Annotated in this window: 24 protein-coding genes; 23 read left to right on the plus strand and 1 reads right to left on the minus strand. The window is 43.8% G+C overall.

Features of this window, described 5'->3' with window-relative positions; all coding sequences use genetic code 11:
- Window position 1: 1 nt before the first annotated feature.
- The 7 genes from BDD30_RS08010 to BDD30_RS08040 are packed head-to-tail and all read left to right on the plus strand — an operon-like array spanning window position 2 to window position 2,391.
- Entirely contained in the window at window positions 2-325 is a 324-nt protein-coding gene (locus BDD30_RS08010) for a phage protein NinX family protein (protein ID WP_015835248.1), read from the plus strand.
- A 14-nt stretch (window positions 326-339) separates the two neighbouring features.
- Complete coding sequence (locus tag BDD30_RS08015) at window positions 340-786, plus strand: DUF1367 family protein (RefSeq protein WP_015835247.1); 447 nt, start codon at window positions 340-342, stop codon at window positions 784-786.
- A 20-nt stretch (window positions 787-806) separates the two neighbouring features.
- Window positions 807-998 (plus strand): ClpX C4-type zinc finger protein, encoded by a 192-nt coding sequence (locus BDD30_RS08020; RefSeq protein WP_041382227.1) that lies wholly within the window; start codon window positions 807-809, stop codon window positions 996-998.
- A complete protein-coding gene (locus BDD30_RS08025; protein ID WP_071823744.1) occupies window positions 958-1,146 on the plus strand; it encodes a NinE family protein in 189 nt (62 codons plus the stop codon). Before BDD30_RS08020 ends, BDD30_RS08025 begins: the two co-directional genes overlap by 41 nt.
- On the plus strand, window positions 1,118-1,717 hold the full coding sequence (locus BDD30_RS08030) for a recombination protein NinG (RefSeq protein ID WP_041382225.1): 600 nt from the start codon (window positions 1,118-1,120) through the stop codon (window positions 1,715-1,717). Before BDD30_RS08025 ends, BDD30_RS08030 begins: the two co-directional genes overlap by 29 nt.
- Window positions 1,701-1,913 carry a hypothetical protein gene (locus tag BDD30_RS08035; RefSeq protein WP_041382223.1) on the plus strand — a complete coding sequence of 71 codons (213 nt, stop codon included), beginning with the start codon at window positions 1,701-1,703 and terminating at the stop codon, window positions 1,911-1,913. The genes BDD30_RS08030 and BDD30_RS08035 overlap by 17 nt, the downstream gene beginning before the upstream one ends.
- Window positions 1,903-2,391, plus strand: coding sequence for an antiterminator Q family protein (locus BDD30_RS08040; protein ID WP_041382221.1), 489 nt, complete (start codon window positions 1,903-1,905; stop codon window positions 2,389-2,391). Before BDD30_RS08035 ends, BDD30_RS08040 begins: the two co-directional genes overlap by 11 nt.
- A 311-nt stretch (window positions 2,392-2,702) precedes the next feature.
- Here the strand turns inward: BDD30_RS08040 and BDD30_RS08045 are convergent, their stop codons facing one another.
- Window positions 2,703-2,921 carry a hypothetical protein gene (locus BDD30_RS08045; RefSeq protein ID WP_041382219.1) on the minus strand — a complete coding sequence of 73 codons (219 nt, stop codon included), beginning with the start codon at window positions 2,919-2,921 and terminating at the stop codon, window positions 2,703-2,705.
- A 166-nt stretch (window positions 2,922-3,087) separates the two neighbouring features.
- On the opposite strand from BDD30_RS08045, the gene BDD30_RS08050 reads away from it, so the two are divergent.
- The 16 genes from BDD30_RS08050 to BDD30_RS08130 all read left to right on the plus strand — a co-directional run bounded on the left by BDD30_RS08050 (window position 3,088) and on the right by BDD30_RS08130 (window position 14,872).
- Window positions 3,088-3,423, plus strand: a complete 336-nt coding sequence (locus BDD30_RS08050) for a phage holin, lambda family (protein ID WP_041382916.1) — start codon at window positions 3,088-3,090, stop codon at window positions 3,421-3,423.
- Complete coding sequence (locus BDD30_RS08055) at window positions 3,410-3,835, plus strand: lysozyme (protein WP_015835243.1); 426 nt, start codon at window positions 3,410-3,412, stop codon at window positions 3,833-3,835. The genes BDD30_RS08050 and BDD30_RS08055 overlap by 14 nt, the downstream gene beginning before the upstream one ends.
- A complete protein-coding gene (locus BDD30_RS08060; RefSeq protein ID WP_015835242.1) occupies window positions 3,832-4,281 on the plus strand; it encodes a lysis protein in 450 nt (149 codons plus the stop codon). Before BDD30_RS08055 ends, BDD30_RS08060 begins: the two co-directional genes overlap by 4 nt.
- A 163-nt stretch (window positions 4,282-4,444) precedes the next feature.
- The gene (locus BDD30_RS08065) at window positions 4,445-5,029 is read left to right on the plus strand and encodes a BRO-N domain-containing protein (RefSeq protein WP_015835241.1); all 585 of its coding nucleotides are present in this window, start codon (window positions 4,445-4,447) and stop codon (window positions 5,027-5,029) included.
- Window positions 5,030-5,388: 359 nt separating this feature from the next.
- Window positions 5,389-5,790 carry a DNA-packaging protein gene (locus tag BDD30_RS08075; protein ID WP_015835240.1) on the plus strand — a complete coding sequence of 134 codons (402 nt, stop codon included), beginning with the start codon at window positions 5,389-5,391 and terminating at the stop codon, window positions 5,788-5,790.
- The gene (locus tag BDD30_RS08080; RefSeq protein WP_015835687.1) at window positions 5,787-7,022 is read left to right on the plus strand and encodes a PBSX family phage terminase large subunit; all 1,236 of its coding nucleotides are present in this window, start codon (window positions 5,787-5,789) and stop codon (window positions 7,020-7,022) included. The genes BDD30_RS08075 and BDD30_RS08080 overlap by 4 nt, the downstream gene beginning before the upstream one ends.
- The gene (locus BDD30_RS08085) at window positions 7,015-8,385 is read left to right on the plus strand and encodes a phage portal protein (RefSeq protein ID WP_015835688.1); all 1,371 of its coding nucleotides are present in this window, start codon (window positions 7,015-7,017) and stop codon (window positions 8,383-8,385) included. Before BDD30_RS08080 ends, BDD30_RS08085 begins: the two co-directional genes overlap by 8 nt.
- Complete coding sequence (locus BDD30_RS08090) at window positions 8,294-9,157, plus strand: phage head morphogenesis protein (RefSeq protein ID WP_015835237.1); 864 nt, start codon at window positions 8,294-8,296, stop codon at window positions 9,155-9,157. The genes BDD30_RS08085 and BDD30_RS08090 overlap by 92 nt, the downstream gene beginning before the upstream one ends.
- A gap of 2 nt (window positions 9,158-9,159) precedes the next feature.
- Window positions 9,160-10,320, plus strand: a complete 1,161-nt coding sequence (locus BDD30_RS08095; protein ID WP_041382215.1) for a DUF2213 domain-containing protein — start codon at window positions 9,160-9,162, stop codon at window positions 10,318-10,320.
- A 2-nt stretch (window positions 10,321-10,322) separates the two neighbouring features.
- Window positions 10,323-10,808 (plus strand): structural cement protein Gp24, encoded by a 486-nt coding sequence (locus BDD30_RS08100; protein ID WP_015835235.1) that lies wholly within the window; start codon window positions 10,323-10,325, stop codon window positions 10,806-10,808.
- 2 nt (window positions 10,809-10,810) lie between these two features.
- Window positions 10,811-11,770, plus strand: coding sequence for a DUF2184 domain-containing protein (locus BDD30_RS08105; RefSeq protein ID WP_015835234.1), 960 nt, complete (start codon window positions 10,811-10,813; stop codon window positions 11,768-11,770).
- Window positions 11,771-11,784: 14 nt separating this feature from the next.
- Complete coding sequence (locus tag BDD30_RS08110) at window positions 11,785-12,147, plus strand: DUF4054 domain-containing protein (protein ID WP_015835233.1); 363 nt, start codon at window positions 11,785-11,787, stop codon at window positions 12,145-12,147.
- A complete protein-coding gene (locus BDD30_RS08115; RefSeq protein ID WP_015835232.1) occupies window positions 12,144-12,614 on the plus strand; it encodes a phage virion morphogenesis protein in 471 nt (156 codons plus the stop codon). Before BDD30_RS08110 ends, BDD30_RS08115 begins: the two co-directional genes overlap by 4 nt.
- Window positions 12,607-12,939, plus strand: coding sequence for a hypothetical protein (locus BDD30_RS08120; protein ID WP_249039924.1), 333 nt, complete (start codon window positions 12,607-12,609; stop codon window positions 12,937-12,939). The genes BDD30_RS08115 and BDD30_RS08120 overlap by 8 nt, the downstream gene beginning before the upstream one ends.
- The gene (locus tag BDD30_RS08125; RefSeq protein WP_041382210.1) at window positions 12,863-13,357 is read left to right on the plus strand and encodes a phage neck terminator protein; all 495 of its coding nucleotides are present in this window, start codon (window positions 12,863-12,865) and stop codon (window positions 13,355-13,357) included. Before BDD30_RS08120 ends, BDD30_RS08125 begins: the two co-directional genes overlap by 77 nt.
- 3 nt (window positions 13,358-13,360) lie before the next feature.
- A complete protein-coding gene (locus BDD30_RS08130; RefSeq protein WP_015835229.1) occupies window positions 13,361-14,872 on the plus strand; it encodes a DUF3383 domain-containing protein in 1,512 nt (503 codons plus the stop codon).
- The last annotated feature ends 7 nt before the right edge of the window (window positions 14,873-14,879 follow it).

Below are 14,879 nucleotides of genomic sequence, written 5' to 3' on the forward strand. Positions count from 1 at the left end.
GATGAAAATTAAAACAGAAAATTTAACAGGCCGTGCGCTGGATTATGCTGTTGCTATTTGCGATGGATGGGATTCAGATTACTTGATTAAAAATCCAGAGAATATCCCTGAATATTCTACGGAATGGAGTGAATGCGGCCCGTTAATTGATGAGTTTTTTGTCAGTATCATAGAGCGCGGCGATTGTTGGTGTGCAGATCGTCCGGGATTTGATGTCATGACGGGAAAAACTGCAAAAGAGGCTATTTGTCGTGCTATTGCAATAGAGCTTGATGATGAAATTGAAATTCCTGATGAGCTATTGGAGCCTGGAATAAGAGAGTAAACGATGGGGGTTAGATGCAAATAGAAATGATTAAAAACGCGGGTGGGGTATTTGCTCCAGTATTTGAACGTGATCTACCCCGGTTAACAAAATTCAAAAATGGCGAGCAATATACGGCTGAATTTAAATTAACAAGAAATCCCGCATTTCACAGAAAGATGTTCGCCTTTTTTAATTTCTGCTTTGAGCATTGGGCGGCTGATAAAGCAGGATTAGAAAATATGGACGAGCATAGTCAGTTTGATAGATTCAGAAAAGACTTAACAATTCTTGCTGGGTTCTATGAGCAGACAGTCAGATTAAATGGAGAAATCAGAACGGAAGCAAAAAGCCTGGCATACGCAAGTATGGATCAAGACGAATTCGAGCGTTGTTACAATGCAATGATTAATGCCGCGCTTAAGCATATTTTCAAAAGTGCTGATAAATTAACAGAGAATCGATTGTTATCGTTTTTTTAATTAAAACAGGAGCAAGATAGATGATAGCGGGCAATAAACACTGGTGTAACTTCTGTGGTAAATCGCAAGATGAAGTAAACGCGATAGTGTCGGGCAACAACGTTGATATTTGTGACGGTTGCGTTCTTCGCTGTGTTGCGACGCTAGTATTGAAAAATGGAAATAAATTAAATGAGTCAACAAACATCACAGACTCAGCGAGTCATCAATAATCTAATCTATAAAGTCCCGCCCAATAAATCAAAGCCAATTCCCACAGAGTCCGAAGTGAAAACGTTTGATTACGTTTATAAACTATTGCGTGCGAAGTGGGATCGGAGGAGAAATAGAAATGAAAAAACCAGCGAGACGGAAATGTAAAATATGCTGTGAGTGGTTTATGCCGAAATATCAAAATATATGGTGGTGTAATCCCGAACATGGCGCGGAATTAGCAATCAGAAAAAGAAATAGAGACAAAGAAAAAGCAGAGCGGGCACTTAAAAAGAAACAGCAACAGGAATTAACAGAAAAGAAAGATAAACTCAAAGCCCGTCGATTAGCAGTCAAGCCTCTCTCATATTTCAGAAATCAAGCGCAACAGGCATTTAATGCATTTATCAGAGAAAGAGATAAAGACCTGCCATGCATTAGCTGCGGGAGATTTCATAAGGGACAATATCAAGCGGGACATTATCGAACAACTAAAGCTCATCCAGAATTAAGATTTGATGAAGACAATTGTCACAAACAATGCTCTGCATGTAATAACTATTTATCAGGAAATATAATTAACTATAAACCCAAGTTGATTGAGAAAATTGGGCAAGAAAGGTTTGATGCTCTAATGATGCCAAAGCCATTGATAAAATGGCGGCGTGAAGATTACGAACGTATTTGTGATGAGTATCGTGCAAAACTCAGGAGCTTAAGCAATGACAATCTTCACTGATATTGGAGCAGCAATTGAAGAAGCCAGGTTTAGGAGTGGTATTACAGGCAGGTCATTTGCAGTCCTGCAATGCAGATATGGTTCACTGAAAGTTATTCAGGATCGAATAATCAGGGGCAAAAAACACTCAGTCATGTTCTCAACTAAATATGACAAATATCATTCAGTATTGCCGGGGGTCAGAGATGGGAGTTAAAGAATATGAACTCACTAAAGAGCAACACGACTGGATTGATAGCTGGTTAAGTTTATGGGGAGCGTGGGTTTATAGTGGTCGTATAGGTAAGTGCCAGATAAACATGATTTATAAGTTTATGGTGAGCGTAAAACCAAGTAATAACAAAACACGGCAGATGTGCAATGATGATGATGGAATGTTGATTTCTCGGGTCGTCGATTCCGTCATGTTCATTGACAAGAAAGCCTACGGCATTTTACTGAGTTATTACGCTCACGGTGCCTCAAAACTGTCAATCGCATCTTACTATCACAGGGTCGCAAATCCCCGCAAAATGATGACCCGATCTGGAGGAAGGCTTAAGAAACCATCTCGCGGAACGTGTCGTCGTGAAGTGGATGAGATTCTAAATGCAAGCACCTATCTTTTGTATCAACCTCTGAAAAATGCGCTTAATTCACGTAAACGTGTAGAGAAAATTAAAAAGATTTTATAGAACGTGTTGACATTAATGAGCAAATGAGCAATACTTTTTGGTAAGATTGCCTTAAGTGTCTCTTAGGTGTCTTAACCGAATCTCAGTCCTCGCCATCTCGCGGGGCTTTTCATTTTCGCCGCCGCAACTTTTCAACACTCCAACCTTGTTGCGGTTGGCGACAATTCAGGCTACGCATAGCGTGGCCTTTTTCACACGATTAGTCTCTATGTCTTTATAAAGGTGATGTATGGAAAAGAAAGATAATGAGCATGAGAAGAAATCGCCAGCGAAGCAAATAGCAAACATGCTCATCAGAGATATAGAAGGGTTTATTCAAGCTCACCAACAATGTCGCGAACAAAAGTCTTAACTTGTTCGATGTCACTTGTGTATTCAGGGTGATTGTCGGTAGCTATTTTAAATGTAGACTCGACATTAGATGATAACTCTTTCTTTTGCTGAGTAGTTAAAGTTGGCAGAATGGACTTTACAACTACTTTTAATGCGACAATCTGGCACTCTAATTTGTTTAATTGTTCCGCACTCATCAATTTCTCCTCGTTTGTATTGTTACTTTTGGCGATTTAACGATAGCAGATAGAGGAATGTGCTGCCAGTCGCTTGCTGGCAACACTTCAAGGGCTGCGATCTGACGCGGCCTTTTCTTTTCACGCCCGTATTCGCGGGGACTTAATCCCCAGCGGGGGTGGAAATATGAAACTCATGGATAAGCAGCCTGATATATGGATGCAGCTATGGCTATGGCTGCTGTCAGTCAAAGAGCAAGGTATTGGTGCGGCACTGGCTGCGACAATGGCGTATCTCAGAGGCCGCTATAACGGGGGTAAGTTCTGGAAGACGATCATTGACGCAATGATGTGCGCGCTTATTGCGTGGTTCATTCGTGACTTACTCGTCTTCTTAAATTTAAGTACGGACCTGGCTTATATCGGCAGCGTCATTATTGGTTATCTGGGAACTGACTTTTTTGGTCAATTGATGCGTGGGACTTTACGTAATAAAGCGGGAGTATCTGATGCAAATCAGTGAGAAAGGGTTAGCGAAACTCAAAGGCTATGAGGGTTGTAGCTTAACTTCATACCGTTGTCCCGCAGGGGTATGGACAATCGGCTATGGTCATACTTTGGGCGTCAAGCCCGGCGATGCAATCACAGAGCAACAAGCAGAGCAGTTCTTGCTTGATGACTTAGCGCCGGTTTACATCACAATTGAGCATAACGTTAAAGTAAAACTGACGCAGGGCCAGTTTGATGCACTGTGTTCATTTATCTTCAACTGTGGTGCCGGTGCTTTCGTCCGTTCTACTTTGCTTAAGAAACTCAATGCTGGTGACTACAACGGCGCAGCCAATGAGTTTATGAGATGGAATATGGCTGGTGGGAGAATATTACCGGGGCTGGATGCTCGCAGGGCATCGGAAAAAACGATGTTTTTATCATGAAATTCAACGCTCACTACTACACGCTTATTGCGCTGATTATTGTCTCACTGACAGCTTATTACTATCGCTCTGCATTACAGAAAGAGCGGCATGTAACAAAGCAACAGCAAGAAGACATTCAGCAACTTACTGACACTATCAGCTATCAAAATTCGCATATCACAATGCTAGCTGAATTAGACAATAAGCATACAAAGGAGCTAGCCAATGCCAAATCTGAAATCGATGGCCTTCGTGATGATGTTGCTGCAGGTCGTCGGAGGTTGCGTATCGCGGCCACCTGTCCAAAGAGCGAAGCCGGTTCCCCCTCCGGCGTGGTTAATGCAAGCACCGCCCGACCTACTAACTCCTCTATCAGGGATTATTGGACCCTCAGAGAGCGAATAGCGGTAGTTAATCAGCAGGTGTTGGGCTTGCAGGACTACATCAAAACTCAGTGTCAGTAACAGCCCCAGATTGACTGGGGTTTTTTCTATCTAGCGTATTCACACACGCATTTATTTCTAAACGCAGAACCTTACAGAAAGCGAACCTGAGAAAACCGTTAAATGGTATTTCTGCGGGCGGTATTTCTGTGTGAACAGGTTCGTCTTTCTATAGGGTAATACCATGACTACATCATTAACTTTCAAAAATCACACTGTTGTTCCTTTCGATAATGGCGATGGGAAAATTTGGTTTACTAGTAAACAGGTTGCAACATTACTTGATTATTCCAAAACCAAGTCAGTAACCAATTTGTATAACGTTAATTCTGATGAGTTCACTCCAGCTATGACCGAGGTCATTACAAGAGTGACCTCGAAAGAATCAGACACTTACAGCAATTTAAAGACGAAAGTTCGCATATTTTCTCTTCGAGGTCTTTATTTACTGGGGATGCTGGCAGATACACCTGTAGCTAAGGATTTGCGTAAGTGGGTGTTGGACTTGATAGAAAAAGAAAGTCAGCCCCAGGATTTATCATTGATGGATATAAACAGCTTGAAAGAGCTGACAATCGGTGAGATGCAAAATCGCTTGGTAGCTGCCAATAAGTGGTCTTTCGAGAATTTTGGAAGAAAGGGTAGCAATTTGATGAATCTGCGAAAACGCCACCTTAAGAAACTCCGTAAGGCTGAAAAGGCCATTCTGGATTTGTCGCAGCTTACGTTACCCGGCTTTGATGACTTCCCGGACGGAGAACCTGCATGAATCATGAGCAATTCATAGCGAAGAACGTACAAGCCGAGTTAACCAAGCTCGGTTTTTCTTCATCTATTGCGTGCATGGCAAGTGACAAAGCGGTCGATCACTATCGAAGAGCTTCATCAGCGAGTCGTAAGGGCAAGATGTACGATGACTGTTTGCATATTGCTAAAGTGTGGGCGAGTAAATATAGCTCAGTCAGGCCATCAAAGTAACTCATTCAGAGCATTCTGCTGACAGAGTGCTAGATAGTAGTTATTCAATCCGAGACGGTATTTAAAATGCCGGGGATTTATTAAACCGGGAAGTATAAAGTTCTAAATTGAACCGGTCGCTTCGGCGGCCTTTTTATTTAAGGGAAAGAGATGGGACAACAAACAAATCAAGTTGGTTGCCCTACCAAACTGAATGATGAGTTGATTTCTAGGGCAAAGGAATATCTATACGGCGGTTATGTTGAGCACGAGGCTGTTATTCCGAGCGTCGCGGGTTTAGCGTGTTATTTGGATATTGCACGCTCTACTATCTACGAATATGCAAAACAATCAAATGAGTTTTCGGACACGTTAGAAGGGATTTTGGCGCTACAAGAAAGCAAGCTGATTAACAAAGGACTCGTGGGAGAATTTAATGCCACAATCACTAAGCTGATGTTGGCTAATCATGGCTACTCAGATAAACAAGAAATCGATCACCGTTCCCCTGATGGTTCTATGTCTCCAAAGCCAACTACTATCAGGCTCGTTGGAGTCGAGCCAAAACAATGACGGTAGCAGTTGACATGCCGATTCCTGCAAAACTCGTACCTGTGTTTACAAAAGAAAATGTTCGTTACCGTGGCGCACACGGTGGCAGAGGCAGCGCTAAAACTCGAACATTTGCAATGATGAGTGCGGTTAGAGCTTATCAAGCTGCTGAATCTGGTACAAGTGGGGTTATTTTGTGCGCTCGCGAGTTTATGAACTCTCTCGAAGAATCATCAATGGAAGAAGTGAAACAAGCGATCCGTTCTATTCCCTGGCTTGATGACTATTTCGATATTGGCGAAAAATACATTCGTACCAAAAACCGGTTAGTCAACTATGTGTTCTGTGGTCTACGCCATAATTTAGACAGCATCAAATCAAAGGCCCGTATTCTTTTGGCGTGGGTTGATGAAGCTGAATCTGTTTCTGAAATAGCTTGGAAAAAGCTACGCCCAACAGTACGTGAGTCTGGATCTGAGATCTGGGTGACGTGGAACCCGGAAAAAGATGGTAGTGCAACAGATAAGCGATTCAGAAAGAAACCACCGAGAAGCTCAATTATTGTAGAGATGAACTACAGTGATAATCCGTGGTTCCCTGATGTGTTGGAGGAAGAACGACAGGAAGATCTGGAAAGTCTCGAACACTCGGATTATGCGTGGATATGGGAGGGTGCTTATCTTGAGAACTCAGAAAAGCAAGTATTAGCGAATAAGTACAAAATTGAATCGTTCCCAGACGATTTATGGATGAAAGCGGATAGATTGTTATTTGGCGCTGACTTTGGTTTCGCTAAAGACCCAAACACTTTGCTTCGTATGTTTATCTTAGATAATTGTCTGTATATCGATCGCGAGGCTTGCAGGGTGGGGGTGGAACTCGATCACATACCCGCTTTCTATGACAAAGTACCGGAGTCTCGAAAATGGCCTATTAAAGCCGACTCCGCCCGCCCTGAGACAATCAGCTATCTGAAACGGCAAGGTTTCAATATCTCAGCAGCGAAGAAGTGGCAAGGCAGCGTAGAAGACGGCATTACATTCTTACGCGGGTTCAAGAAAATCATTATTCATCCACGCTGTAAAGAAACAGCAAAAGAGGCTCGTCTTTACTCATATAAAACAGATCGTATTACTGGCGAAGTGCTTCCCGTCATTGAAGACGCACATAACCACTGTTGGGATGCAGTGCGGTATGGGTTGGATGGGTATATCAAAGGTAGGACGACAGTATGGGACGTCATGTATGACTAAAAAAACGATGATAGGCCGCTTGACTGATGGCATACACAGTATGATGACATCGCTCGGCGAGCGAGTGGCAGCAATAAAATATGCGAGCAATAAAGCTAATGTGCCCGATAAAGAATTGTTGGCAATGTACAAACGCTCATGGATTGTCAAGAAATACATAGATAAGACAGCCGATGATATGTTGAAGTTACCCCGCGAATTTGTGGGTGATATTGATGGCTCTCTGGTTCAACGCATCAAAGACGCAGAAACAGTATTATGCGTCTACGAGATATTCCGTGACGCGCTAACGTGGGCCTCACTGCTGGGGGATTCATTAATTGTAGCGGTTACAGATTGTTCTGATGAGATGATTAGTGAGCCACTTGATCTCCAGTCAGAAGACATCATCAAGTTTTTAGTATTGAGGAAAGGCGAGTACACGCCCGCCAGCGATGTTATTTCTGATATTGCTTCACCGCATTTTGGGCAGCCGCATACATATCAGATTGATATCAGCAGTCAGCAACTCAAATTTCATCACTCACGCTGTCATAGAACAAAATTGGGTAAGCATAGCATAAAGGACATGTGTAAGTTCGGCACATCTGACATTCAGGCATCATATGATGCTATCAAAATATTTGACGCCGCAATTGTCAGCACGGGTGACACAATACAAGAAGCGAATGTTGATGTTATTTTCCTTCCTGGCTTAAACAATCAGATTGATGCAGGACAAGAATCGCAAGTTGTTGAATATGCTCGTATAATGAAACAAACAAAATCGTCAACGGGCTTGATGTTGATGGATGCCGGTGATAGCACAATGCAGAGCCGCTATGAGCAAAAAACGGCGCAATTCACGGGATTGTCTGATGTTATTACAAAGATGGCAAACGTTCTAGCTGGCGCACTTGACAGACCCATAAATGTATTGTTTGGGCAGTCTGCTAGCGGGTTCAACTCCGGCGAAGAAGATAATAAGTCGTATTACGAAACAATAAACGGGTTACAAGAAACCCGTTTGCGGCCAATGCAAGACTTTGTTGATCAATTCATTCTCGACAAGCTAGCTGTCAGCATCGACACAATCAGCTACGAATACCCGTCAATAGACAGCATCAATGAAGCTGACGAAGCAGCTCGCTTTTCGCAGTATGCGACAGGGTTCACTTCTCTTGTTCAATCTGGTGTTGTTACCGAAGAGATTGCATTACGTGAAATGCAAGCGCGGGGCGTGCTCACGACGGTGACTGACGAAGAAATAGAAGCTATGACTGGAGTAAATAATGGACAGTGGTATCAGTCTGAAGCAAATGCTGGAGCGCAAACAGGGGCGTTTGAAAGCTCGCAATCGACGTATGAGGCCGCAAACACCTAGCAAGCGAACGGAAGTCTGGTATCGCGACAGGCTCGTCGAATTTATTAAGATGATGCAAGATGTTGTGATAGATGACTTACAAAAACCAATTTTAAACGATGCACTCAACTCCTCATCACTTTCAATCACTTCAAGACTTTCACGAGCAATTCAGAAATTAGCCAATATGTCCATTTTGGATATGGCTAAACGGCTGTCATTCGGCATGGTCAAGCGTGCGAATGAGCAAAACAAGTCACAGACGCAATCGACATACAAATCGGCGTTTGGCATTGATTTAACTGGGATGCTCGGTGATGAAGTTGTGAAAAAACAGATGGATGATGCGGTAAAAGAAAACGTTGATTTAATCAAGTCGATACAGACAGATTTTATCAATGATATCGGCTCTAAGGTGTTCACGAATCTATTTGATGGCGGACGTCACGAAAACCTTATTTCTCTCATTCGTGAGCGCGGGCAAGTAACAGAAAGTCGAGCAAAGCTTATTGCTCGTGATCAAACAGCTAAGCTCAATTCGGCACTGACAGAGCAGCGGCAAAAAGCGCTTGGTATTGACTTGTACGAGTGGGGTGGCGCGGGTGATGAGCGAGAGCGTGACAGTCATTTTGTATTGAACAATATGACATGCAAATACTCAGACCCTACAGTTTATTCAGATGATGGAGGGAAGACTTGGAAGAAACGTAAAAGCATTGGGGCGTTTGAAGGCAAGCCCGGTGATGATTATCAATGCCGGTGTGTAGCTCTTCCAAAAATATCTTGGGATTAATTATGGCATGGAAAAAAACTCGGCAGGGGTATGTTGTGACCTCGGCGCAGATAACTCGTGCAGGCCCGGTTGAATATTACGGGCATGAAATCGGGTTAACAAGCAAAGATATCAACAAAAAGATCACTATTCACCGCACTATCGAAGAACTTTCCAAACTCGAAACACTGAAATCATTTGAAGGGCTGCCAGTCACGCTGACGCATCCGCGTAGCGGTGAAGTCAACGCTGATGAATGGAAAGACAAAGCCATTGGACACATTCAGAACGTACGCATTGATGGCGATTACGTTGTTTGTGATGTGTATCTGAAAGATGCCAATGCGATTCAAATTCTAGAAGAGAAAGGCATTCGCGAGCTTTCAGTCGGTTATGAACCCACTGAGTTAGTCGAGAAAAGCGGCGAATTGCATCAAGTCAATATTCGCGGCAATCACGTTGCCGTTGTAGCAGAGGCGCGAGTCGGCGCTGATTGTAGATTAAACGACAAAAAAGGTAGACCAATAATGAAGAAACTCTCATTGAAAGATGTCATTGCTTTGCTTAAGGGTAAGCGCGCTAACGATGCGGATGGGCAACCGCTGACTGAAGACGAATTAATTGGCATGATTGCCGCACTGGAGAAAACACTGCAAGACCTTGAAGGCAACGCAACACCGGAGGCCACAGCGAAAGCCCAGGAAGTTATTGCGCAATTAGAAGAGCTTAAAGCGCAGCTTGAGCAGTCAAAAGGGGCTGGAGCACTGCCTCCCAATGATGCCGATCCCGATCCTGCTGATGGCGATGACAAAGACGCCCGTATCGCAGCACTTGAAGCCGAGAATGAGCAACTGAAAGCAGAAAATCAGGCGCTTAAAGAAGAACTGGAAAAACTGAAAGGTTCACAAGATACAGAGACTACTTTGAACGATGCGAAAGCACGCTTTCCCAAAGTGAACTTCAATGATGCTAAATCCGCGCGTGATGTTCGCTCTCGTGTTTTGCTCAATTGCGGTGCATTCAATGACTCGCAAGTCAAGACTATGTCCGATGATGAAATTCGTGCTGCTTATGCTGCGGTACAGGCCACATCTAAGCCACGTAGCAATATCGGATTTCACTTGCTCAATGACTCAGCACCAAAAGCTAAGAAATCAGCATCTCAACGTTTAGGGGGTAAATAATTATGGCATTTGGATTTACAGACTGGGATGCTGAAACAGGCACGATTAAGCCAGGCTCTATCAAACGAGCTTCAAGCTCAAACGATAAAGTTTGGGGTGAAGAAAATCGTACTGAAACGGATTTGTTGTACGGTACTTTCGTTGCGGTGAATTCAGAGGGCGGCGTAAAGCCAATCGCATCAGTAACTGATGTTATTCACGGCATTGTTGTTCGTGATATTTATGGTGATAAAGCCCCTCACAGCAAACAAGTCAATGTAGGGCATTTCTCACATGGTGACTGCGTTGGAGCATTAGCTGTTGAAAAAGATACATTCAAGCGCGGCGACCGGGTTTACATCGTTGCAACAGGTAAAGATGCTGGCAAAGTGACTAGCGCGGCAAAAGGCAACATTGATTTAGGTTATTGGGCTGAAGAAGTTAGCGCGGGTAATCACTGCGTAGCTATCACTTTGGGTTATATCAACACTCAAAAAGCAGGAGAGTAAAGATGGCTATGGAAACTGCATACTTTGAAGAAGTATTACAAGAAGCGCTGACGGAACGTGATCAACAGTTGCAAGAAAAAGAACTGCCAGAAATTAATATCGGAGAGGCGCTGCCGATCACTGAAGGGCTCGATTTCTCGCTGGAATACGTTGATTTTGGCGTAACTGATGTTGTTGGCTCACTGAAAGACGGCATTATCGGCAACAAAACTAATTCATTGAAAACCATTGATAGTGATATTGAATGGCACAAAGCGCCGGTTGGGCAGTGGGGCAAATCAGCAACTTGGACACAGCAAGAGTTAGAGAAAATTGCTCGCTTGAATATTAACTTGCAAACAAAAAAGCAAGATGATCTGTATGCAAACGCAACGGCAACTATTCAGTACGCGGGTTATGTTGGTCATGAAGCCGTGAAAGGGCAAGAAGGATTGCTAACTGGATCTAAAGTGCAGTTAATTGCTGAGGTAACAGGAAAATCAATCAAAGACATGTCGGCTGAAGAATTCATTAACATGGTTCTTAATGCTTATAACGTCGCTTGGGCTAAATCGGGTTATCGCATTCAGCCAACCCACGTGGCAATGGATGCGTCTGATTTTATGCTAGCAATGCAGAAGTTCGACACTAACAGCGTCATTGTGGGTGTCGATTTGCTGCCAGTTTCAGCGATGGATCGCATTATGGCAGCACTGCGTAAAGCATCGAACAATGATTCATTCAGTATTACTTTTGTAAAAGTCCCGTCCAATTTTGCTAAAAACATTGTTAAGGGGAAAACGCGTCTGGCGATTTATACATACAGCGAAGATTACATTGAAATGAAAGTGCACATGCCTGAATTGCTGCCAGTTCGTCAGCGTGATTTGCTGACATACGAATGCGGTTATCGTGCAGCTTTCGGCGGTGCAATGTGGAAACAGCCTCAGTCTGCCGTGTATGTAGACTATAAAACCTCATAATATCAGGGGGTAGCATGGAATTTCTCATTCGTTACCCTGAATTTGCCAAAGTTGACATATTACGCATAGAAATAGCTCTGCAAGATGCTGCTAATCAAGTGAGTAGCAAAGTGTGGGGCAAACTCTATGAACAAGGGTTCCACGCGCTTGCAGCCCACCTCCTATATGTCTCTGGTGCATTAACTAAATCAGGTAACAGCAACGGAAAGCCCGTGCAAATAGCGACAAGTCAATCGGCGGGTGGATTGTCCGTCGGTTACTCTTCGCCCGACTCCGGCTTTAGTGCTAATCATGATGGTTATGCATCCAGTACTTATGGGCAGGCGTATTTGCGCCTGCGTAAATTGGTCTCTCGGCATATGTTGGTAGTGCGATGATTAAGAACTCTGGCAATTTTAAAGGGGCGGGACTTAAAGCGCTTGAAGCTCGAATCAGGGCTTTGGGTAAAAAGAAGGTGGTAGTGGGTGTGCCTGCGTCTAAAAATTCTCGTAATGAAGAGTCTAGTGTAAGTAATACTGTTGTAGCCGCCGCTCAGGAATTTGGCGTACCCGGTCATATTCCAGAGCGCTCATTTCTGCGTTCAACGTTACGAGAAAACAAAGAGAGCGCGGTCAAGTTTTTAGCTAGCAAATTGAAAGAAGCGATTGTTAGCGGCGATGGATTGAATACACCTTTTGAACTGCTTGGTGAAAAGATGGCTGGCGAGGTTAAGAGAAAAATTCAATCGGGTATTTCTCCACCATTAGCCCCAGAAACCATCACGCGTAAAGGGTCATCTAAGCCGCTCATTGATACCGGGCAATTACTCCAATCTATTACTTATGAGGTACGAGACGATGGATGATTTTGTTGATGAGATTTTCGACAATGATTTCTTTCGGCAAGAACTTGAGTTTAAGTCGCATAGCAATAGCCGGTTGCTTGTTTGTATCGTTCAACCAGCTGGATCTGAAGACCTGCAAATTCTGCCAGAAGGCGATCGCTATAATCCGATTGTCAGAGTGATGACACAAGAGCCGGTAGAAAATAAAGCGCTTTTCTCATGGAACGGTTATCGCTGGCGAATAATTAGTAACGCACGCTGGAATGACTATGGATACTACGACTCTCTCGCAACTCGATATGAGGGCAGTCAGACAGACGATAGCGACGGTTTTGAAATTACCTGAATCCGTTGTCATTGATACTGACAGTGAAACAGATGTATCTGATATGCCGTCATTTATCACTGTCAATCGGGTCACATCTGAATTGATGGGTGAAGAATATAAGTTCAATGCCAAAAAAGAAGTTGAAATTATCACCCTCACCCGCGAGACCATCATTTCTGTCAATGCATTCGGCAAAAACTCATATCTCTTAATTGAAAAACTGGCTAGCGTTCTTAGTACGAGTTACGCGCAAACTATTTTTAAACGCGTCGGCGCTGGCATAGTTCGAAAATCCCAGGTCCGCAACCTGCCAACGGCGATTGCTGGCGGCAAAGAGCAACGGGCGCAAATTGATTTAACTTTCTCTCATATCCATCGTATTGAAACGCCGGTATATCAGGCGAAAGCGGTTGATATTACAGTACATAAGGATTAGCAAATGAGCTTATCTATTAGTCAAGTGGTTAATGCTCAAATCATGCCACAAGCAATCTCAGCACAACGCCGTGATTTGAGCATGATAGCAATCTTCACGCAAGAAGTGGGTAATACATTTACGGATGACACAACGCGATATGTCATTGTGTCAAGCGCACAAGAGGTAGCAAACTTATTTGGCACTAAATCAGAAGCCTACAAAGCAGCCCAGGCGCTTTTCTCAGTACGTCCCACGCCAAAGCGCGCTCTTATTGCACGTTGGGCAAAAGAAAAGCAGGAAATCCCGGCTACAGCCAATGCTTTGAAGGGATCAACCATTTCAGCAGGTATCAACGCATTTAAAGCCATCACCGATGGTTCGATGATGCTCAATGTGGGCGGTAAAGATGTTTTGCTCTCCGCTTTAGATTTCAGCAAAGCGATTGATTTCGCTGATATTGCGGGTGTTCTGCAATCAGCATTACCGAAAGAGAGTAATCTGCAAGTTGTTTGGGATGTTGTCGGTCATCGAGTCATCATTCAGGCGCAAACCCCCGGTTCTTATCCTGCCACAAAGTTGGGTTATGTCACAGAGCCGAATACCGGAATCTACATTGGCAAAATACTGAAACTGGAAGACGGACAAGCAACAATCGTGATTGGCAAAGCCGCGATCACTGTTGAACAGGAACTCCCGTCTGAAGCACTTCACAAACTACAAAATACCTATCAAGACTGGTACGGTGTCTATTTTGCTGATGCGATTACAGATGAGCAATTAGACGATGTTCACACCTGGGTAGCGTCTGCTGATATGAAAGTGGGTGCGTATACAGCGCTGCGTGATGAGTTGATTGAGTGGAACAGCAGCAATATTCTCAAAAAGCTGTATGACAAAAACAGCGGTCGTCTGATGATTCAGTTCAACAAAACTGGGGATGATCATGCCGCAGTAGCGCTAATGTCTATCGCACTTTCAACGAACTGGAACGCACAAAACTCAGCGAAGACAGTCAAATTCAAGCAGCAAACAACCGTTCGTTCTGATGACCGGATTACGCAATCAGAGGCAGAAAAATGTAAGCGCCTGGGAGTTAACTTCTATACCGACTATGACGGCGTGAGCATGCTTGCCGAGGGCACAATGATTGGCGGCCAATTTATCGATGAAGTTGTTGGTCTGGATGCGTTCATTGATGCATGTCAGAAGCAAGCGTTCACGACATTACAGGCTAATCCGACGAAAATTCCACAAACAGACAAAGGGCAAGCCATGCTAATAGGTTCGCTGAATGTGATTGGTGCTGAGTTTGTCCGAAACGGACTTATGGCTGGTGGTATCTGGCGGGGTAATGATATCGGTGAACTGACATACGGCGACAGACTGGATGAGGGATTTTATTTCTACTCTGATAGCTATGACTTGCAATCAATTGCCGATAGAGAAGCACGTAAAGCGATGCCAATCATGTGTGCTATTAAGCTCGCCGGCGCTATTCACTCTGTTGATATATCAATCCAATTTAATCGATAATCAATAA

It is taken from the genome of Photorhabdus asymbiotica (genome assembly GCF_003634575.1).
GTDB classification, from domain to species: domain Bacteria; phylum Pseudomonadota; class Gammaproteobacteria; order Enterobacterales; family Enterobacteriaceae; genus Photorhabdus; species Photorhabdus asymbiotica.